This is a genomic window from Azospirillum endophyticum (assembly GCF_016595245.1).
Lineage (GTDB): Bacteria > Pseudomonadota > Alphaproteobacteria > Azospirillales > Azospirillaceae > Azospirillum > Azospirillum endophyticum.
This window is the reverse complement of record NZ_JAENHM010000059.1, coordinates 16,228-36,869: the sequence shown is the minus strand read 5'-3', so window position 1 is coordinate 36,869 and position 20,642 is coordinate 16,228. Positions and strand designations below refer to the sequence as shown.

General features: G+C 69.4%; 16 protein-coding genes. 7 read left to right on the top strand and 9 right to left on the bottom strand.

The features are described 5' to 3' along the window. Positions 1–163 precede the first annotated feature (163 nt). Entirely contained in the window at positions 164–730 is a 567-nt protein-coding gene (locus JHL17_RS20740) for a cold-shock protein (RefSeq protein WP_200196008.1), read from the bottom strand. Positions 731–995: 265 nt separating this feature from the next. Continuing rightward, complete coding sequence (locus JHL17_RS20735) at positions 996–2,102, bottom strand: alkene reductase (RefSeq protein WP_200196006.1); 1,107 nt, start codon at positions 2,100–2,102, stop codon at positions 996–998. A 195-nt stretch (positions 2,103–2,297) separates the two neighbouring features. On the opposite strand from JHL17_RS20735, the gene JHL17_RS20730 reads away from it, so the two are divergent. Then, entirely contained in the window at positions 2,298–3,062 is a 765-nt protein-coding gene (locus JHL17_RS20730; RefSeq protein WP_200196004.1) for a histidine phosphatase family protein, read from the top strand. Positions 3,063–3,100: 38 nt separating this feature from the next. Then, positions 3,101–4,048: an NAD(P)H-hydrate dehydratase gene (locus JHL17_RS20725; protein WP_247893705.1), complete on the top strand. Its 948-nt coding sequence runs from the start codon at positions 3,101–3,103 to the stop codon at positions 4,046–4,048. A 3-nt stretch (positions 4,049–4,051) separates the two neighbouring features. On the opposite strand, the gene JHL17_RS20720 is transcribed toward JHL17_RS20725, so the two are convergent. Next, complete coding sequence (locus tag JHL17_RS20720) at positions 4,052–4,822, bottom strand: ribonuclease T2 family protein (protein ID WP_200196002.1); 771 nt, start codon at positions 4,820–4,822, stop codon at positions 4,052–4,054. Between the two features lie 145 nt (positions 4,823–4,967). Between JHL17_RS20720 and aat the strand changes: the two genes are divergently transcribed. After that, positions 4,968–5,621, top strand: a complete 654-nt coding sequence (aat, locus tag JHL17_RS20715; RefSeq protein WP_200196000.1) for a leucyl/phenylalanyl-tRNA--protein transferase — start codon at positions 4,968–4,970, stop codon at positions 5,619–5,621. A gap of 142 nt (positions 5,622–5,763) precedes the next feature. Next, positions 5,764–7,335: a hypothetical protein gene (locus tag JHL17_RS20710; RefSeq protein ID WP_200195998.1), complete on the top strand. Its 1,572-nt coding sequence runs from the start codon at positions 5,764–5,766 to the stop codon at positions 7,333–7,335. Here JHL17_RS20710 and JHL17_RS20705 read toward each other — a convergent pair. From JHL17_RS20705 to JHL17_RS20690, 4 genes are all read right to left on the bottom strand, one after another. Next, a complete protein-coding gene (locus tag JHL17_RS20705; RefSeq protein ID WP_200195996.1) occupies positions 7,233–8,360 on the bottom strand; it encodes an anhydro-N-acetylmuramic acid kinase in 1,128 nt (375 codons plus the stop codon). The two genes, JHL17_RS20710 and JHL17_RS20705, sit on opposite strands and share 103 nt — an antisense overlap. Before the next feature lie 100 nt (positions 8,361–8,460). Continuing rightward, positions 8,461–9,324 carry a phytanoyl-CoA dioxygenase family protein gene (locus tag JHL17_RS20700; protein WP_200195994.1) on the bottom strand — a complete coding sequence of 288 codons (864 nt, stop codon included), beginning with the start codon at positions 9,322–9,324 and terminating at the stop codon, positions 8,461–8,463. 216 nt (positions 9,325–9,540) lie between these two features. After that, the gene (bcp, locus tag JHL17_RS20695; protein ID WP_200195992.1) at positions 9,541–10,005 is read right to left on the bottom strand and encodes a thioredoxin-dependent thiol peroxidase; all 465 of its coding nucleotides are present in this window, start codon (positions 10,003–10,005) and stop codon (positions 9,541–9,543) included. A 45-nt stretch (positions 10,006–10,050) separates the two neighbouring features. Next, positions 10,051–13,086, bottom strand: a complete 3,036-nt coding sequence (locus tag JHL17_RS20690; RefSeq protein WP_200195990.1) for a bifunctional [glutamine synthetase] adenylyltransferase/[glutamine synthetase]-adenylyl-L-tyrosine phosphorylase — start codon at positions 13,084–13,086, stop codon at positions 10,051–10,053. Between the two features lie 324 nt (positions 13,087–13,410). On the opposite strand from JHL17_RS20690, the gene JHL17_RS20685 reads away from it, so the two are divergent. Then, positions 13,411–17,127, top strand: a complete 3,717-nt coding sequence (locus tag JHL17_RS20685) for a DUF3971 domain-containing protein (protein ID WP_200195988.1) — start codon at positions 13,411–13,413, stop codon at positions 17,125–17,127. A gap of 49 nt (positions 17,128–17,176) precedes the next feature. Here the strand turns inward: JHL17_RS20685 and tyrS are convergent, their stop codons facing one another. Further along, positions 17,177–18,442, bottom strand: a complete 1,266-nt coding sequence (gene tyrS / locus JHL17_RS20680) for a tyrosine--tRNA ligase (RefSeq protein ID WP_200195986.1) — start codon at positions 18,440–18,442, stop codon at positions 17,177–17,179. A gap of 385 nt (positions 18,443–18,827) precedes the next feature. On the opposite strand from tyrS, the gene bfr (JHL17_RS20675) reads away from it, so the two are divergent. Together bfr (JHL17_RS20675) and bfr (JHL17_RS20670) are read left to right on the top strand one after the other, a co-directional pair. Then, entirely contained in the window at positions 18,828–19,310 is a 483-nt protein-coding gene (gene bfr / locus JHL17_RS20675; RefSeq protein WP_200195984.1) for a bacterioferritin, read from the top strand. Between the two features lie 14 nt (positions 19,311–19,324). After that, positions 19,325–19,804 carry a bacterioferritin gene (bfr, locus tag JHL17_RS20670; protein ID WP_200195981.1) on the top strand — a complete coding sequence of 160 codons (480 nt, stop codon included), beginning with the start codon at positions 19,325–19,327 and terminating at the stop codon, positions 19,802–19,804. A gap of 153 nt (positions 19,805–19,957) precedes the next feature. On the opposite strand, the gene parA is transcribed toward bfr (JHL17_RS20670), so the two are convergent. Continuing rightward, positions 19,958–20,602, bottom strand: coding sequence for a ParA family partition ATPase (parA, locus tag JHL17_RS20665; protein WP_200196189.1), 645 nt, complete (start codon positions 20,600–20,602; stop codon positions 19,958–19,960). Positions 20,603–20,642 lie beyond the last annotated feature (40 nt).

Here is a 20,642-nt window from a genome sequence, read left to right as displayed (position 1 = left end):
GAAAAGAGGCACCGTGCGCTGAAAATCCGGACTTTCACCGGGAAACCCGGAACCTAACGGCTCGGGGCTTCGTCAGGCTTTTCAGCCAAGCGGAGCCAGCCTATACGGCGTGCGTCCGGAGAGGACGAACGCCGCGCGGCCGAGGCCCGGGGAAACCGGAGCCTTACAGGTACTCGACCTTGCCCGCTTCCGGACCCTTCTGGCCCTGGCGAACGGTGACGCGCACCTGATCGCCTTCTTGAAGGGTCTGCATGCCCGAGCGGCGCAGCACGTTGACGTGGACGAAGACGTCCTTGCCACCGGTGCTGGGCGTGATGAAGCCAAAGCCCTTGTCGGCATTGAACCACTTCACGGTGCCGTCGACTTCTTCACCGCCGCTGCTGCTGCCGCCGGCATCGTAGCCGCCGCGGTCATAGCCGCCACGGTCGAAGCCGCCGGTCCGCGGACGGGCCGAACGCTGTGCGGTCGACGCATCGACCGAGTGGATGGAGGCCACCTGCGGACCCTTCGGCCCACGGGCCAGGTCACAGGTGATGGTGGTGCCTTCGTCCAGCGCGTCGTAGCCGGCGGCCTGAACCGCAGAGACGTGCAGGAAGGCATCGGGCGAACCGTCCTCGGGCGACACGAAGCCGAACCCCTTGGTGGGGTTGAACCACTTCACGGTGGCGGTGACGTTGGACTTGGTGATCTCGGGAGCGCGGAAGCCCTGGCGGGGCGGGCGGTCGAACATGTGTCTTCAAGCTCATAGAGTGTGCCGAAAGTCTGTTGTCACAGGGATCCGGTCCCAGGTCAAGCCTTCCAAAGGAAAGATGGCCGAATCGCCGCTAAATGCCCCACCCAAGGCTCAAGCTTGCCTGGTAGGGCTCACCCTTGGAGCCCCGGATGGACGGAAGCGGCACCGAAGTGCCGCATCGCCACCCGTTTTCGGCACCCCCCGCCCGCCGCAAACGGCGCGACTCGGAAGGCCTTTTGCACGCGCGCCGTGCGTCGCCGGATCAGGCCGCCGACTGGCCCAGCGTCGGATAGTCGGTATAGCCGTGACGGTCGCCGCCATAGAAGGTCTTCTGGTCGGGTTCGGCCAAGGGTGCGTCCATGCGCAGCCGCTCCACCAGATCGGGGTTGGCGATGAAGGGGCGGCCGAAGGCGATCATGTCGGCGTGCCCGCTGGACGTCGCCTGGATCGCCATGGCGCGGTCGTAGACGTTGTTGGCCATGTAGCGGCCGGTGTAGAGCCCGCGCAGCTCCGCCAGCTGTCCGCCGAATCCGGGATGCGGACCGCGGGTCACTCCCTCGATCATGTGCAGATAGGCAAGGCCGTAGCCGTTCAGCCGCCGGATCACCGGGCTGAAGGTGCCGATCGGGTCGCTTTCCCAGGCATCGTTGGCCGGGCTCAGCGGCGACAGGCGAATGCCGACGCGGTCGGCCCCGGCCTCCGCCACCACGGCGTCCAGCACCTCGAACAGGAAACGGGCGCGATTCTCGACCGACCCGCCATAGGCGTCGGTGCGCTTGTTGGTGCCGTCGCGCATGAACTGGTCGATCAGGTAGCCGTTGGCGGCATGCACCTCCACCATGTCGAATCCGGCGGCCAGTGCGTTGCGGGTGGCCCGGCGGTAATCCTCGACGATGCCCGGCAGCTCCGATATGTCGAGCGCGCGCGGGGTGGGAATGTCCTTGAAACCGTCGACGGTGAAGGCCTTGCCCTCCGGCTTCACCGCGGACGGTGCCACCGGCAGGGCGCCGCCCGGCTGCAGGTCGGGGTGGGAGATGCGGCCGACATGCCAGAGCTGCAGGCAGATGTGCCCGCCCTTGGCATGGACGGCGTCGGTCACCAGCTTCCAGCCGGCCACCTGTTCGGCGCTGTGGATGCCGGGGGTAAAGGCATAGCCCTTGCCCTGCGGCGAGATCTGCGTCGCCTCGGCGATGATCAGGCCGGCGCCGGCGCGCTGGGCGTAATATTCGGCGTTCATCGCGGTCGGTACGCCGGTGGCGTTGTCGGTGCGGCTGCGCGTCAGCGGCGCCATGGCGATGCGGTTGGGCAAGCTGTAGCGCCCGATCGTCACCGGCTGGAACAGGGGGGCCGCGTCCTGGCTGTCCGTCATGTCCGATCCATTCCTTATCGTTGGAAACTGGACAGGAAAGTGTGGCCCGCCCGGTGGCGCCGGCAAGGTGTCGCTGCACCGCAGCAGCCGGACGGACAACATGGCTGCCATACCATCTCCCGCAGGGCAGCGGGACCTTTCGGCTCGCCCGGCGGTTATTCCCGAAGTTCCGCCCACCAGAAAACGGGATCGCCGATGCAACAGCGCTGGCCCGACCGCCTTTGGATCGTCCGCCACGGCGAGAGCGCCGGGAACGTCGCCCGCGACGCCGCGCATGCCGCCGGACTCCGCCGGATCGACATCGCCGAGCGCGACGTCGACGTTCCGCTCAGCCCGCTGGGCGAGCGGCAGTCCGACGCGCTCGGCCGCTGGTTCGCCGCCATGCCGGCGGAGGAGCGGCCGGACGTGGTGCTGGCCTCGCCCTACCGGCGGGCGATGCGCACGGCGGAAAGGCTGCACCAGTCGGGCGGGCTGCCGGTCCACCCCAGCGACTTCGTGATCGACGAGCGGCTGCGGGAGAAGGAGTTCGGCGTGCTCGACCGGCTGACCACCGCCGGCATCCATCAGGAATTCCCCGAACAGGCCGAGTTCCGTCGCCTGCTGGGCAAATTCTATCACCGGCCGCCGGGCGGCGAGAGCTGGTGCGACGTGATCCTGCGGCTGCGCAGCGCGCTCGACACCGTCAGCCTGCATCACGGCGGCCGGCGGGTGCTGATCGTCGGGCATCAGGTGGTGGTGCTGTGCCTGCGCTATCTGCTCGAGGGCCTGACGGAGGAGGACATCCTGCGCATCGACGCGGCCGGCGACGTCGCCAACTGCTCCGTCACCGAATACCGGTTCGATGCCCAGGCCGGGCCGCGCGGCGGGCTGCTGCTGCACCGCTACAACTTCGTCGCCCCGCTGGAGGAGGCCGGCGCCCCGGTCACCGCCGAGCCGGACGCCGCCATAGCCGCCCGCTGAAAGCCGCCTGCCGGGGGCCGACCGCAGAGGAGAGACGATTGATCGCCGCCAATGAGAATCCTGCTGCCGAGCCGCCCGTCGAAATCCCCGTCACCGACGATCTCCTGCGCGGCATGCCCCTGCCCCGGCCCGACGGAGACGGCGACAAGGAAGCCCGCGGCCGTGCGCTGGTGGTGGCCGGCAGCGTGCCGGTTCCGGGCGGCGCCCTGCTGGCCGGAATCGGCGTGTTGCGGGCAGGCGCCGGCAAGCTGCAGATCGCCACCGCCGCCAGCATCGCCCCCCATCTGGGACTCGCCCTGCCGGAAGCGTTGGTCGCCGGCCTGCCGGAGACCCCGGAGGGCGGAATCGCCGCCGGGTCGGCCGCGGCGTTGGCGGACCGCGCATCGCGCTGCGACACGGTGCTGATCGGCCCCGGCATGATGGACGAGGCGGCGGTGGCCGACCTGACGGCGGATCTGCTGACCCGCCTGGAGCCGGGCGACGGCGGGCCAAGGGTCGTGCTGGACGCCGGGGCGCTGGCCGGGCTGGGGCGCGACCCGGCGCCGCTGCACCGGCATGAAGGCCGCGTGGTCATCACCCCCCATGCCGGCGAGATGGCGGGGCTGCTGGGCTGCTCCCGGGAACAGGTGGAGGCCGATCCGCTCGGCACCGCAAGGCGGGCGGCGGCCCTGCTGAAGGCGGTGGTGGCGCTGAAGGGAAGCTGCACCCGGATCGTGGCGCCGGACGGCCGTGCCTGGGCCTATCGCGGCGGCACGGTCGGGCTGGCCACCTCCGGCTCCGGCGATACGCTGGCCGGGATCGTCACCGGCCTGCTGGCCCGCGGCGCCGGCCTCGAACAGGCCGCCATCTGGGGCGTCTACCTGCACGGCGAGGCCGGCAACCGGCTGTGCCGCCGCATCGGCCCGCTGGGATTCCTCGCCCGTGAACTGCTGGCGGAAATCCCGGCGGTGATGGCGGCGCTGGCGACAGGCCCGGACGGCGACTGACCTTCAGCGCACCGGTGCGGTGACGGGCGCGGCAACCGGGGCCGGGGGCGGGGCCGGAGCTTGGACCGGGGCCGGCGGCAGCGCCGGGGCGGCGGCGAGCGGGGTGCTGCGGCGCGGCTGGGACGGGGCCACCTCGGCGGACAGGACGGCATCGCGGTCGCGGCAGCGGTCGACCACCTTCTGGCCGCAGGCGACGAAGCCCAGATCCTTGTTCAGGCAGACCCGGACCTCCGACACGTCGCGGCGGGAGCAGATGACCGCCACGCCCTCGGCCGACAGGCCGGAATTGGCCTCCAGGAACAGGCGCTCAACCTGCGTCGCCGGCACGGTCGGGCCGGGAGCCTTCAACGGCTCCGGGATCGCCAGCTTGGCGGCGGCGGCGCGCAGCTTGGCGAAATAATCGGTGGCGTTCAGGCCGGAACAGGTCCCGTGCTTGCGCCATTCATGCATCATCAGCCCGACGCTGGGCATCACCGGCATGGTCTGGTCCACCACCGCCTTGGGCAGGTTGCGGTCGCGGGTGCAGGTGGCCGGATAGCTGCCGTCATTGTATTGCGGCCACAGGCCGTGGACGACGAAGCCGTATTTCCGGTCGCCGCACTGGTCGGGATCGGGGCCGTTCTTGTCGCGGGCGCAATAGGTCGGCGTCCAGGACAGCGACAGGACGTAATAGTCGAAATTGCCCGGCTCCGCCCGCCGCTGCGCCCAGGACGGGCTTGCGGCGAGAAGTCCGGCAACCATGACGGACAAGACGGTGGCGATTGCGCTTCTCATGGCGTGCCTCTTCACGAATATGCTTCCCTGCGTTGCATACCATGGAAGGAGGTTGCTGTCGCTGGGTCTCGACACCAGTATCACTCGGCACACTTCAGGGCGAACGCTTGCGCGTTCCGTCCCACCAGCGGGTATAGTGATCGGCATGTTCACCCTGTCCGCCCCGATGTTGCTGCGCGCCTACGCCGCCGGCATCTTCCCGATGGCCGAAAGCGCCGAATCGCGGGAACTCCATTGGTTCGACCCGGAACGCCGCGGCATCCTGCCGCTGGACGGTTTCCATGTGCCGCGCAGCCTGCGCAAGACGCTGCGCCGCTGCCCGTTCGAACTGCGCTTCGACAGCGCCTTCCGCGCGGTGATCGAGGGTTGCGCCGAATCGACGGAGGACCGGCCGAAGACCTGGATCAACGACGACATCGTCCGTCTCTACGGCGACCTGTTCGATGCCGGCTTCGCCCACAGCGTGGAATGCTGGCGCGACGGCCGGCTGGTCGGCGGGCTTTACGGCGTGGCGATCGGCGGCGCCTATTTCGGCGAAAGCATGTTCAGCCGCGAGACCGGCGCCAGCAAGGTGGCGCTGGCCCATCTGGTCGCCCGGCTGCGCGCCGCCGGCTTCGCCCTGCTCGACACCCAGTTCGTGACCGAGCATCTGAGCCGCTTCGGCGCCGTCGAGATCCCGCGCACCGAATACCGCCGCCGCCTCGCCGCCGCGATGGAGCGCAAGACCGACTTCCGCGGCGTCGACCAGCGGGCGGCGCTGGCGGACCTGCTGGACTCGGCGGTCCCTCCGCAGTGCTGACCCCGCTCCCGGCTGCCAGGGGGCTGCCAGGGGGTATGCCGGAAGCGTCGCCCCGCGGTCCTCCGCTACCACGCCCGATCCGTTGTGCGTCGCAGCGGCGACGGACATCCTCCGGTCATCCCGCCATGGCCGGAAGGCGCCGATGGGCTTTTGGAACATCTCCTGCCGAACCTGGATTTTGCCGGCCCTGACGATCGTCCTGGCCGGCCTCCTGATCGGTGCACCGTTGCTGGTGCTGAACGGCTTCCCGCTGACCTTCGATGATACGCCGGGCTATCTGGAGCCGGCCTTCAACATCCTGCACCGCATGGCCCAGCCGGCCTGGACACCCCCGCCGGACCCGTCCTCCCACGGCCAGCCGTCGCCCAACATCTTCTTCCTGCGCCCCTTCGGCTACATGCTGTTCCTGCTGCCCTTCGCCGGCGGCTGGGGGGTGTGGCTGATCCCGGTCGGCCAGGGAATCCTGGCGGCGGCGGTCCTGCGCGCGGCCCTGACCGCAGCCGGGGCGCCGGATCGGCCGGGGCTTTTCCTCGGCATCGCCGCGGTACTGGGGCTGACCACCAGCCTGTCGCTGCACGCCGCGACGATCATGCCGGATTTCCTGACCGGGCTGGCGATCCTGCTGGTCTATGTCGTCGTCATGCGCTGGCCGGCACTGACCATCGCGCAGCGGCTGCTGACCGTTGCGGCGCTCACCGGCATGATCGTCTCCCATCTCAGCCATCTGGCGATTCTGGGCGGGACGATCGTCCTGCTCGGGCTTTGGGCATTGCAGCATGACCGCGGGATGCTGCGGTCGCTGGCCTGGGGCGTGCTGCTGCCGATGGTGCTGGCGGTCGGGCTGCTCGGCGCCTCCAACCTGCTGACCGCCGGCCGGGCGGTGCTCTCGGAAAGCTCCCCCGTCTTCCTGCTGGCCCGGCTGATCGGCGACGGACCGGCCCGCGACTATCTGGCCGAGGCTTGCCAGAGCCACGATTACCTGCTGTGCGGCAGCCTGGACACGCTGGGCCGCAGCGCACCGGGCTACGTCACCTCCGACTATTTCCTCTGGCACCCCGACGGCGCCCGCCGCCGCTTCGGCGACCAGCCGCGCTTCGTGGCCGAGGCGGCGGAGATCGCCCACGCCACCATCGCCAGCCGGCCGGCCGCGGTCGCCGAACATGGGCTGGCCAACGCCGCCGGCCAATTCCTGAAGGTCCAGCCGGACGAAACCCTCGACGATCCGGTCAAACCGCTGACCCGCCGGCTGTTCAGCCGCTTTCCCCAACCGGTCTATGCGGCCTTCGAACAGTCGCTGCAGGCGCAACAGCGCTTCCCCCGCGACGGGCTGGCCGTGGTCCAGGACCTGTCCCTGTCGCTCGGCGTGCTGGGGCTCGCCACCCTGGGCTTGAGCCGCTGGCGGCGGGTCGACGGCCGGGTGCGGATGCTGCTCCTGGTGATCGGGCTGGGACTGGCGCTGAACGCCGTCGTCACCGGCGGCCTGTCGGCGGTCCACGACCGCTATCAGAACCGCGTCATCTGGCTGGTGCCCTTCGCGGCGCTGGTGCTGATGGCGACGGCGCGCAGCCCGGACGCGCTGCCCGCCCGCCGGAGGGGAGGTGCGGGGCCCGGTCAGCCGGCCGGGTGGAACACCCCGCCACGCATGGGCACCGGAACTCCGGTGGTCGCGGGCAGGCTGAGCGGCAGCCCCAACCTGCTGCGCAAGGCGAGGTAGCCGAAGGCCTGCGCCTCCAGCGCGTCGCCGTCCCAGCCGACGAGGTCGACCGGGTCGACGGGCACGCCCAGCCGGTCGGCCAGCATCGCCATCAGCGTGGCATTGTGCCGCCCGCCGCCGCAGACCAGCCAGCGCACCGGCGGGGCCGGCAGATGGGGCACGACGCGGGCGACCGATTCCGCGGTGAAGGCGGTCAGGGTGGCGGCTCCGTCCTGCGGCGACAGGGGCGGCGACGCGGCGGTCACCGGTGCCGGGTCGAAGGCGTCGCGGTCCAGCGACTTTGGCGCCGGCCGGCTGAAATAGGGATGGGTCATCAGGACGGCCAGCGCCTCGCCGTCCACCCGGCCGGCCGCCGCCAGCGCACCGCCGGCATCGAATCGGCCGAGCCCGTGGCGCAGCACCCAATCGTCGATCAGGGCGTTGCCCGGCCCGGTGTCGCAGGCGACCACATCCGCCTCTCCGTCGCTCTCCGCCGGGTCGGAAGCGATCCAACTGACATTGGCGACGCCGCCGATGTTGAGCACGGCAAGCGGACGCGGCAACCCATGCGCCAATGCCCGGTGGAACAGCGGCACCAGCGGCGCCCCCTGCCCGCCCGCGGCGACGTCGGCGCTGCGGAAATCGCCGACCACGGCGATGCCGGTCGCGGCGGCCAGGCGGGCGCCGTCGCCGATCTGCCGGGTGAGGCGCCGGTCCGGATCATGGTGGATGGTGTGGCCGTGGAAGCCGATCAGCTCGACCTCGGCCGGGGCGACGCCCGCCTGATCCAGCAGTCGGCGCACCGCATCGGCATGGGCGTCCGTCAGCTCGCGTTCGACCTCCGCCACCGTCCCCCCGCCGTCCGTGCGGCCGAGACAACCGCGCAGCCGGGCACGGAAGCCGTCGTCATAGGGGATGGTCAGGAAGTCCAACGCCTCGACACGATCGCGACCGTCGGTGCGCAGCAAAGCGGCGTCGATGCCGTCCATCGACGTTCCGCTCATCAGGCCGACGACCGTGCGCAGCCCATCCGTCGCTTCCATCATCCGTTCCGCATCCGCTGTGACGATGCGGCAGTCTATAGCCTCCCGCGTTCAATAAGAAACGCAGGAGGTCATAGACCCTCGTTTGGCGACCCGATTTGGCTCAGCTGAGCCAGAGCTGCAGCATCAGCCGCTCGCGGCTGACCGGCGGGGTGGCGCGGTGGTAGCAGGAGGTGTCCTCGATGAAGCCGGTGCCGGCCGGTCCCTCCACCACCAGGATGCGGTCGCGGGCGAAGCGGGTGAACAGCTCCTCGTCGCGGGCGTTGGCGGAGCCCAGCAGCATGCGCAGCGACTTGCCGTGGTGGCTGCCGCGGACCAGCGCATGCTCTCCCGCCCCCGGCCCGACATCGGTCAGGTAGAACTGCGCCGAACAGAAATGGAAGTCGTGGACGTCGTAATGCCAGTCGATGGTCTGGCCCAGCTGGCGCCGCTCATCGTCGGTGGCGTCGGTGACGAAGCTCCAGAACAGGCGCGGGATGATCTTGGTGGGGGCAAAGCCCAGGAAGGCCCCGGCGCACTCCATCAGCAACGGGTCGCGGCAGACCCGCCGCACCGCCGGGCAGTCCAGCGGATCGGGGACGATGCCCATCACCGCGGGCGACCCATCCTCCAAGCGGCCCTTGCGGACGTCGTGGCGATAGAAGGTGCGGTCGTCGCGCAGCCGCCGCTGCAGGGGGGAGTGGGTGGCGAACTCGACCATCTCCTCCACCATCGACCAGGGCAGGTCGAAACCAAGGGCGATCGAGTCGCGCCGCAGGTCGGCCAGCGCGCGGTCCGCCGTCTGGCCCGCGAACAGGGTGGCCGGAAGCGGAGGCAAGGCGATGGGCGGACCGGCCGGCGCCCGCTGCCGCGACCGCGGGGAGAGGCGGCGCAGGGCGCTGTAGCCCCGCCGGACCGATTCGAAACGGCCCAGCGCATAGTGAAGCTCTCCGGCGACGAGGCGCCGGGCGATGTTCGCAACGTTCATGGCATGTGCATCCCTGGGGCAGCCGAAGGACCAAAACCGCGGCGGGTTGCGCGGCCTCTGATGCGGGAATGCACGAAGTGTAGGCAGGTTTGGGGTGATTCTAAAAATACCCTTCGGGCGTAAACCCACACGCCACGAGAATAACCGGGCCGGCAGGACACCCTTCCCGTCCGGTCCATGCCGGGAGAAAAAGGTATCCCACCCTCCCGTTGGAGGTTACAGCCCCTGCACGGCCTTCAGCACCGCAGCGACATGGCCGGTGACCTTCACCTTGCGCCAGACGTTGCGGACGACGCCGTCCTTGTCGATCAGGAAGGTGGCACGGTCGATACCCATGTACTTACGCCCGTACATGCTCTTTTCAACCCAGGTGCCGTAAGCCTCGCACACGCTGCCGTCGGTGTCCGACGCCAGGGGAAAGGTCAGCTCGTGCTTGGCCTTGAACTTGTCGTGGCTGGCGACGCTGTCCTTGGAGATGCCGACCACCACCGCATCGACGGCGGAGAAGTCGGGCAGCTGGTCACGGAAGCCGCAGGCTTCCGAGGTGCAGCCCGACGTGTCGTCCTTCGGGTAGAAATACAGGATCACCGGCTTGCCGCGCAGGGCCGACAGCGTGATGCTGCCCCCGCCGTCGGTCGGCATGGTGAAATCCGGGGCGGGCGATCCGACGTCTACGGTCATGGCTGCTCGACTATCCTTCTTCTTGCCGGCAAAGGGAACGAGCCCTCAGGCCGGCGGCTTGTTGGTGTTGGGCGGGGCGACATGGCCCGCCGGTTCCTCGACCAGGGCCTTGAAATGGCCGTGGGCGCGGGCGGCGACGGCACGGATTCTGCGGTCGAGTTCGGGGAAGTCAACAGTGCCCGGCTCACGCTCGTCGGGAAAGGCGGCGCGGACAAGCCCGGCCAGCAGGCTGGGCGACACCTGGTTGGGGTCGAGCACGCCCGCCGTGGTGAGCCGCAGGAAGCCCTGCACCCGCCGCCACAGCCGCAACGTCGACTCCAAATCCTCCGCCACCTCCGGCGTCAGCGCACCGGTGCGGTCGGCGCACTGCAGTGCCTTCGCGGTGCCGATGTGCAGGATGTCCGGCCGCTCGTGGGCGAAGCGCAGCTGCAGGTACTGGGCGATGAACTCGATGTCGATCAGGCCGCCGCGGGCGTATTTGACGTTCCAGACATTGGTCGTCCCGAACTCCTTCTCGATCCGCCGCCGCATGTCGGCGACGTCCCACAGCAGCCGGTCGGCGTCGCGGGGGGCCGTCAGCACCGCGCGGATCGCCGCCGACACCCGGTCCGCCAGCCCGGCATCGCCGCCGATCACCCGGGCGCGGGTCAGCGCCATATGCTCCCAGGTCCAGGCGTCGGTCGCCTGATACTTGACGAAGGCGTCCAGCGAGGTGGCGAGCGGCCCGGCATTGCCGGACGGGCGCAGCCGCATGTCCACCTCATAGAGCCGGCCGTCGCCCATCGGTGCGGTGACCGCGTTGGTCAGGCGCTGGGTCAGCTTGATGTAATATTCGTTGGGCGACAGTGGCTTGGCCCCATCGGACAGGGAGGGGCCCGACAGGCGCGGGCCCCCGCCCCCCCCTTGGCCGGGCGCCACGTCGTAGATGACGATCAGGTCGATATCCGACGTGATCGTCAGCTGCCGGCTGCCCAGCTTCCCCATCGCCGCCACCACCCAGGCGCCGCCGGGAATGCGGCCGTGGCGCTGGGCGAACTCCTCCTCCACCCGGCGGGCGAGGTCGGGAACGACGAGGTCGGCGAGGTCGGCGAGGAAGGCGCCGCAGCGGTCGCCGTCGGTGATGCCGCGCAGGATATGCACCCCGGCGCGGAAGCGCTGGTCGTTGGTCCAGCGCCGCGACAGGGTCAGCGCATCCTCGAAGTCGCGGGCCGGCGCCATCACGCGGGCATGGTCGTCGGCCAGCCCGTCCTCCTTGCCCGGCAGCGGGTCGAAGAAGTCCGGCGACAGCACGGCGTCCAGCAGCGAGGGGTTGCGCGACAGCGTCTTCGCCATCTCTGGCGCGATGCCCATGATCTCCGCCACCAGCTCCAACAGCCAGGGGTTGGCGACGAACAGGGAGAACAGCCCGACGCCGGCCGGCAGCTTGCCCAGGAAATCGTCGAAGTTCATCAGCGCCGAATCGGGCGCCGGCGTCTTGGTCAGCGCGCTCAGCAGGGCCGGCGTCAGCTCCGTCAGCAGCTCCCGCGCCCGGCCCGACCGGGTGGCGCGGTAGCGGCCGCGGTGCCAGGCCGACACCACGCTGATGACGCGCGCCGGATCGGCGAAGCCCATGCCCGCCAGCGTCTCCACCGTGCCGGGATCGGGATCGGTGCCGGTGAAGACCAGATTGCCCGGGCCGGAGAGCGACGGCGCCTCCTCGAACAGCTCGGCGTAGCGGTCCTCCACCTGCCCCAGCGTCGCCAGCAGCTCCGCCCGGAAGTCGGCGGGGTCGCCGTAGCCGAGGAAGGTCGCCAGATGCGCCACCCCGACATCGTCGGCGGGAATACGGTGGGTCTGCTGGTCGTCGATCATCTGGATGCGATGTTCGACACGGCGCAGGAAATGATAGGCCCCGGCAAGCTCCTCCACCGTCTGCGGCGGCACCCGGCCGACATCGCGCAGCGCCTCGTTCGCCATCAGGGTCGGGGCGATGCGCACGCGCGGATCGCGCCCGCCGAAGATCAGCTGCTGGGTCTGGGCGAAGAACTCGATCTCGCGGATGCCGCCACGGCCGACCTTGACGTCGTGGCCGTTGACCGTCACCTCGCGGTGGCCCTTATGGGCGTTGATCTGGCGCTTGATCGAATGGATGTCCTGGATGGCGGCGAAGTCCAGGTTGCGGCGCCAGACGAAGGGCTCCAGGAAGCGGATGAAGGCGGCCCCCGCCTCCGGATCGCCGGCGATCGGGCGGGCCTTGATCATCGCCGCGCGTTCCCAGTTCTGGCCGACGCTGCCGTAATAAATTTCGGCTGCCGAGACGGAAACCGCCAGAGGCGTGGCGCCGGGATCCGGCCTAAGCCGAAGGTCTGTGCGGAAGACGTAGCCGTCCTTGGTCCGTTCATCCATAATGCGGACAAGATCGCGTGCGAGCCTGATGAAGGTTCGCGCGAGGTTGTCCGGCTGGGGCGTCTGCACAACAGCGTCGTCGTACAGGACGATCAGGTCGATGTCGCTGGAATAGTTGAGTTCGCGCCCGCCAAGCTTACCCATGCCCAAAACGATCAGGCCCGAACCGACCCACGGTCGCTGCGGATCCGGCAGCGTCAGCGTCCCCGCCTCCCCGGCGCGGCGCAGCAGGAAATTCGCGGCCAGCTGCACCCCCGTCTCCGCCAGTTCCGACAGGGCGCCGGTGACGCGGAACAGCGGCCATGCCCCGGCGATGTCGGCCAGCCCGATCAGCAGCGCCGCCCGCCGCTTCGCGACCCGCAAGCCCGCCATCAGCCGGTCCATCGACTTTTCCTCGTCATGCTCGGCATGGAGGGAGGCGATCAGCGCCGCGAAACTGGCGTCGAACCCCTCCTCCATCACCCGGCGGACGAAGGGCAGCTCCCGCGTCAGGCTGTGGCCGAGATACGGGCTGTTGCCGCACACCGCCTCGACCAGCGCCCGGCCGGATTCCGAATCGGCGAAGACCTCCGCCCAGGCGCGGGTTTCCGGCTCCGCCGTGGCGGCCTGCTGGCGCCAGCGCTCCATTCCCAGCGCCGCCTGCGCGGTGTCGAAGGGCTTCGGCAAAGGATTTGAGAACGCGATGGGGCTGGACATAACGGCGGTCTTTCCTGCTCAAATCATGGGCAGAAAGCTGCACGTGTCGGACGGGAAGGTCAATCGGGCCGATTCGCACGAATCTCCGTCACCCCCCTCTCCCCCCCGGGGAGAGGGTCGGGGTGAGGGGGATGCACTGCGTGGCGTTATTGGAAGAGCCGGCGCACGGCATTCCTTGAAGATCCTCGCCACGTTCCCCCCTCACCCTAACCCTCTCCCCGCTTTCGGCGGACCACAGGTCCGCCTGTCGCGTCAGCGCAAACTTCGTTTGCGCGAGAGCGGGGGGGAGAGGGAATTGTGTCGCTCCACCCAGGCCGGTGCCCGATGATCCGGCGCACGGCGAAGATCCTCGGCCTGACGCTGACCGGCGTCACGGCGGTGGCCCTGGCGGCCGGCGGGCTGTTCGCCTGGCGGCTGTCGCAGGGGCCGATCGCGCTCGATCCGCTGATCCCCTATGTCGAGCAGGCGCTGAGCGACCGCGACGGCCGGTTCCGCATCGATGTCGGTGAACTGCTCCTGTCGCTGGAGAACGAGGACGGGCTCGACAATGCCGGCGGCCGCCGCCTCGACCTGCGCGCCCGCCGGGTGCAGGCGCTGAACGCCGATGGGACGGAACTGGCCGCGGTGCCGGAGATGGGCATCGGCTTCTCCATCCCGGCCCTGCTGCGCGGAACCCTGTCGCCGACCCGTCTGGATCTGGTCCGGCCGCGCCTGTCGATCCTGCGCCGGGCCGACGGCAGCCTCGCCTTCGACGTGCGGTCCGACGCCGAATCCACGCGCAAGTCCGATGACGGCAGCCCCGACCTTGTGGACGAGGCGCTGGAAAGCCTGCGCCGCCCGCCCGACATCGACCGGCCGCTGGGACTGCTGCGCCGGCTGTCGGTGGTGGGCGCCGACCTGCGGGTCGAGAACCGCATGCTCGATCTGTCATGGCACGCCACGCGCGCCGACATCGTGCTGACCCGCGACGCCCAGGGCGCCCAGGCCCGCGCCCGCGTGACGCTGGATCTCGGCGGGGACGGGACGGAGCCGTCGCGCGCGGCGACCGTCGCCGCCACCGGCCATTACAACATCGCCGACGCCACCACCGACGTGACGCTGTCCGTCGATGGGCTGGAACCGGCGGCACTGGCGGAGGTCGGGCCGGCTCTGGCACCGCTGTCGGCGGTGAAGCTGCCGTTGTCCGGCACGGTTGCGGCACGGCTCGATGCCCGGTTCGAACCCATGACCGTCGGCCTCGACCTGCGCGGCGGCAGCGGCAGCGTCGCCCTGCCCTCCCTGTGGCAGGAACCGCTCGCCGTGCAGAGCCTGGAACTGCGCGGCGGCCTGGACGTACCGGGCCGGCGGCTGCGCGTCGACGACCTGTCGCTGAAGGCGACCCCTCCGGGTGCCGCCGGGCCGTTGGCGCTGAGCGGCCGGGGCGACCTGACCGAGACCGACCATGGCCGGGACCTCCAGGCCAGCCTGTCGCTGACCGCCGGCGGCCGGACCGCCAGGCTGGAGCTGTCGGGCCGGCAGGGACCGGAAAAGGACGGCCGCGCGACCGCACGGCTGACCGGCTTCACCCCCGCCACCGTCGCCGGCCTCGCCCCGCTGCTGGCACCGCTGAAGGCCGCGGACCTGCCGCTGTCGGGAACGGCGGAGGTCAGCTTCGATCGCTCGCTGCAGCCGACCGGCGGCAAGGCGGATATCGAAGCCGGCCGTGGCCGGCTGCTGCGGCCCGACCTGTTCGAGGGGCCGCTGCCGGTGGAGTCGGCGCGGCTGCGCCTGCATGGCGACCGCGACCGCATCGAGCTAGACGGTCTGACTGCGGTGCTGGGCGAGGCCGGCGGGCCGCAGCCCCGGGTGGAGGCCAGCGCCACCGCGCTGCGCCAGGGCGACCGCATGGCGGTGGAGGCGCGGGCCGCCGCCCGCGGGGTGGCGCTGGACGAGTTGCGCCGCTATTGGCCGAAGGTCGCCGGCCCCAACGCACGCGAATGGGTGACCCGGAACCTCTCCCACGGAACGGTGACGGAGGCGCGGGCCGAAGCGGCGCTGTCGGTACCCCTTGACGGGTCGGGGCCGACCGAGCAGACGCGCTTCCTGGCCACCATGGCCGGGGAAGACATCAGCGTCCGCTATTTCCACGACCTGACGCCGGTCACCGGCGCCGGGGTGGAGGCGACGACCGACGGCAAGACCTTCACCGTCCTGACCAAGGGCGGACGGATCGCCGACCCGAAGTCGGGCGACATTGAGATCGGCGACGGCAAGGTGGTGATCGGCGGGCTGGATGTCGGCAAGGAGACGATGGACATCCGCCTGCCGATCCAGGGACCGGTGCGCTCCATCCTGACCCTGATCGACATGCCGCCGCTCGGCTATCCGACCAAACTGGAGATGGACCCGAAGCGCACCCAGGGCAATGCCGAGGCGCAGCTGCATTTCGCCTTCCCCCTGCTGGCCGACCTGAAGGTCGAGCAGCTGGAACTGGACGTGACCGGCAAGCTGCACAAGGTGGCGGTGGAAAAGGTGGCGGCCGGGCTGAACGCCACCGAGGGCGAGCTGGCTCTGGCGCTCGACCTCAAGGCGATGCAGATCAAGGGCGCCACCAAGCTGGACGGCATCCCGGTCACCGTCGACTGGAACGAGTCCTTCGACAGCGCGGCAAAGGGTCCGCGCACCCGCATCGCGGTGAAGGGCGACGCCACCGCCGACGACCTGCGCGCCCACGGCATCGACCTGGAGGACCGGCTGCAGGGTCCCTTCGGTGCCGACATCCTGTTCACCGTGGACCGCAAGCACAAGCTGCTGTTGAACGCCATCCTGAACCTGGAAAAGACCCGGCTGTCGATCGGCGAGCTGGGCTGGGCCAAGCCTCCGGGCAAGCCCGGCACCGGCAAGCTGACGCTGGAGTTCGACAAGGACCGTCCCACCCGGATCAGCAACCTGACGATCGATGCCGGCGGGCTGAAGAGCGTCGCCAACCTGGAGCTGGCCGACGGCGGCAAGCGGGTGGCACGGGTGCAGGCCCCCAGCTTCAAGCTGGGCCAGACCGACCTGCGCGCCGACCTGACCGTGCTGCCCCCGGCCAAGCCCGGCGGCCCGTCCGGGGGCTATGCCGGGACCATCTCCGGCGCCAGCCTGGATGCCCGCGGCCTGACCGGCAAGACGCCGTCCGGCGAGGGGGCCGTCACGCCGCCGCCCAAGAAGCCGCCGTCACCCACCGACGACGGCCGCAAGACCCCGCTGGACGTCGCCATCAAGTTCGATTCGGTGGTGTTCGGCGACGGCCGGCGGCTGCGGCAGGTCGCCGGGTCGCTGCGGCGGGACGCCACCGCCTGGACCCTGCTGGACGTCACCGGACGCAGCGAGGGCGGCGGCGTGTCGATGAAATGGCGGCCGGGGCCGCAGGGGATCTACGATCTCGCGATCACCGCCGAGGATCTGGGCTCCGCCCTGCAGGCGATGGACCTCAACGACCGCATGCGCGGCGGCCGGCTGAGCCTGACCGGCCGGTCAGCGGAGCCGCGGGCCGACGCCGCCATCGCCGGCAAGGTGGAAATCCGCGATTACACGCTGATCGACGTTCCGGCATTGGCCCGCATCCTGAACGCCATCTCGCCGTCGGGCTTCGCCGAACTGCTGGGCGGCGGCAAGGGCATCGCTTTCGGCCGCATGTCGGCGGACTTCCGCAAGGAAGGCCGGCTCTTGACGCTGAAGGACCTGCGCACCTCCGGCTCGGCGCTGGGCCTGACGCTGGAGGGCCAGATCGACCTGGAGACGGAGACCGCCAACCTGCAGGGCACCATCGTCCCGGTCTATGGCCTGAACCGCCTGATCGGCCAGATCCCGCTGCTGGGCGACGTGCTGAGCGGCGGCGAGGGCCAGGGCATCTTCTCCGCCACCTGGCATGTCCAGGGACCGCTGTCCGATCCCGACGTCTCGGTCAACCCGCTGGCGGTGCTGGCCCCGGGATTCCTGCGCAACCTGTTCTTCCTGGGCGGCGACGGGACGCCGACGCCGGACACCAAGCCGCCGCCGGAATCGCACATGCGGTGAGGAGGATGGACGCCGGCAGTCCGGCCGGCGCCCATCCCTCATCGATCCTTTACCCCACCTTCACCAGCGCATGCCGCTTCTTGCCGGCGCTGAGCTTGACGACGCCGTCGACGTTCAGGTCCGCCACCGTCGCCTTGACCGTCTCGTCGGCGATCGACCCATCGTTCAGCTTGGCGCCGCCGCCCTTGATCAGGCGGCGTGCCTCGCCCTTCGACGCGGCCAGCCCGGCCGACACCAGCAGGTCGACCACCGGAATACCGGCTTCCAGCTCGGCGCGGGCGACCTCGATGCTGGGCAGCCCCTCGGCCGCGGCTCCTTCCTCGAAAGCGCGGCGCGCGGTCTCGGCGGCCTCCAGAGCGGCGTCCTCGCCGTGGGCGAGCTTGGTCACCTCGTTGGCGAGGATCTTCTTGGCCTCGTTGATCTCGGCGCCCTGCAGGCTTTCCAGCCGGGCGACCTCGTCCAGCGGCAGTTCGGTGTAGAGGCGCAGGAAGCGGCCGACGTCGGCATCCTCGGTGTTGCGCCAGTACTGCCAGAAATCATAGCTGCCGAGCTTGTCGGCGGTCAGCCACACCGCGCCCGCCGCCGTCTTGCCCATCTTGGCGCCCGACGAGGTGGTCAGCAGCGGCGTGGTCAGGCCGAACAGCTCCGCCCCGTCGGTGCGGCGGCCGAGTTCGACGCCGTTGACGATGTTGCCCCACTGGTCCGACCCGCCCATCTGCAAGCTGCAGCCATGGCGCCGCTTCAGCTCCACGAAGTCGTAGGCCTGGAGGATCATGTAGTTGAATTCCAGGAAGGTCAGCGGCTGCTCGCGATCCAGCCGCAGCTTGACCGATTCGAAGCTCATCATCCGGTTGATGGTGAAATGGCGGCCGATGTCGCGCAGCAGCGGGATGTATTTCAGCTCGTCCAGCCAGTCGGCGTTGTTCGCCATCACCGCGTCGGTCGGCCCGTCCCCGAAGGTCAGGTAACGGCCGAAGATGCGCTTGATGCCCGCCATGTTGCCGGCGATAACCTCGTCGGTCAGCAGCTGGCGCGCCTCGTCCTTGCCGGACGGATCGCCGATCTTGGTGGTGCCGCCGCCCATCAGGACGATCGGCTTGTGCCCGGTCTTCTGCAGCCAGCGCAGCATCATGATCGGCAGCAGGCTGCCGACATGCAAGGAATCGGCGGTGCAGTCGAAGCCGATATAGGCGACGATCGGCCCCTTCGTCGCACGCTCGTCCAGCGTGGCGAAATCGGTGCACTGGTGGATGAACCCGCGATCCTGAAGGGTGCGCAGGAACTCCGAGGAGGCCGAGGAGGTGGTCGTCGTCATGGCCGCAATCCGGCAGTCGTTGGAAAGAAGGGCGAGGCAGGGTCGGAGAAATCCCGCGGTCTGTTAGCACGGAACGGCCCCTGCCTCAATGCGGCGGCCCGGAAAGCGGACCCTGCACCGGTCCGTCTCCTCTCCAAGCATCGCTCCGGGGCGGCAAGTCAAATCCGATGCCATACCCCGTCGTATTTGCGAAGACTTCGCATCGGTGCAGTTGACATCGATTCTCAATGAAGACCGGGAGGCCTGCCTGTATTCCAGGCAATCGCCATCCCGTCCTATTGATAGTGACTATCAACTACATCTCTAATTTTCCGGGAGTTTTTTATTGTCGGAGTCCTTCCCCTGTGCCATGGTGCGACAAATCGTCTATTTCGGAGGATCGGCCATGCAAGGCGATCAAGGTGTCCTGGACCGTTTGAACAAGCTGCTCACCGGCGAACTGAGCGCCGCCGACCAGTACCTCTCCCATGCGCGCAGCATGGAGGACATGGGCCTCAAGGCGATGAGCGAGCGCATCTCGCACGAGCGGGTCGAAGAACTGGAGCATGCCGACAAGCTGATCCGCCGCATCCTGTTCCTGGAGGGCACGGCCGACGTCGCCAGCCGCGACCCGCTGCACATCGGCAAGACCGTGCCGGAGATGCTGCGCAACGACCTGAACCTGGAATATGAGGTGGTGGCCGCCCTGAAGGAGGCAATCGCCTATTGCGAGCAGGTGAAGGATTACGACACCCGCCGCATCCTGCTGGAACTGCTGGTCGACACCGAAGAAGACCATGCGCATTGGCTGGAGCAGCAGCTCGGCCTGATCGACATGCTCGGCCTGCAGAATTACCTGCAGTCGGCCATGGGCGGCTTCCCGAGCTGAGCGGAGGACGGATCATGAAAGGCAACAGCGACGTCATCGCCCAGCTTCAGATCGTCCTGAAGGACCAGCTGACGCAGATCAACCAGTATTTCCTGCACGCCCGCATGCTGAAGAACTGGGGCGTCAAGGCGCTGGGCAAGTGGGAGTACCACGCCTCCATCGAAGTGATGAAGAGCGCGGACGAGATCATCGAACGCATCCTGTTCATCGAGGCGATCCCCAACCTCCAGGATCTCGGCAAGCTGCACATCGGCGAGGATGTGCCGGAGATCCTGTCCAGCGACCTCGCCGCCGAACAGGAGGCCCGCGACCGCATCGCCGTCGCCATCGCGGTGTGCGAGGACAAGGCCGACTACGTGTCGCGCGACGAATTGTCCGAGTTGCTGGAAGAATCGGAAGAGCGCATCGACTATCTGGAAACCCAGCTGAGCCTGATCGGCGACATCGGCTTGGCGAACTACATCCAGTCGGCGATGGGCGAGTTCAAGGACTGAGTGGTTGGAGTCTTGCGGCGTTAGCCCCCCACCCTGACCCTCCCCCGCTGGGCGGAGGAGGGAATTTCGACCTTTGCCGGCGTTCGGCGGGAGTCCCTCCCCCGCCCAGCGGGGGAGGCTAGGTGGGGGCAAACGCCGGCCAACCCCTCCCCCTCAAACCCGGCCCAGAATTTCCTCGGCAAGCGCCTGCATCTCGACCGCCGCCTGGGTCTTGCGCGCGGCTTCCGTCACCGACAGCCCGGTCATCAGCGTCCCGGCATAGGCGGTGCGGTTGCCGACCTGGGCCCTTGCCAGTTCCACCGCCGGCGGGGCGACCAGCTCATGCACCTTGCCGACCAGTTCGTCGGCGATGCGGGCGCGCGGCGGCACGCGGTTCAGCACCAGCAGCAGACGGCGCTTCTCCTGCGCCGCCAGATCGATGGTCGGATGGACCGCCCACAAATCCATCGGACTCGGCTGCACCGGCGCCACCACCAGCGTGGCGGCACGGACGGCGATGCGTGCTTCCGTCTGGGCATGGGGCGGGCTGTCGACCACCACGATGTCGTGGCTGCGCGCCAGCTTCTCCACCTCGGCCTGGGTGCGCCAGCCGGTGATCTGCACATGGGTGAAGCCGGGCTGGCCGCCGGTCGCCTCCGAGCGCACGGCGTGCCAGCGGGTCAGGCTGCCCTGCGGATCGATGTCGACGGTGGCGACCTTGTATCCAAGCTGCGCCCAGGCGATGGCGAGATGGGCTGCCAGCGTGGTCTTGCCGGCGCCGCCTTTCTGCTGCGCCACGGTGAAGACCTTGCCCGTCATGCCCGCACCCATCATGTTGTGTTCTGTGATTGCGCATCCC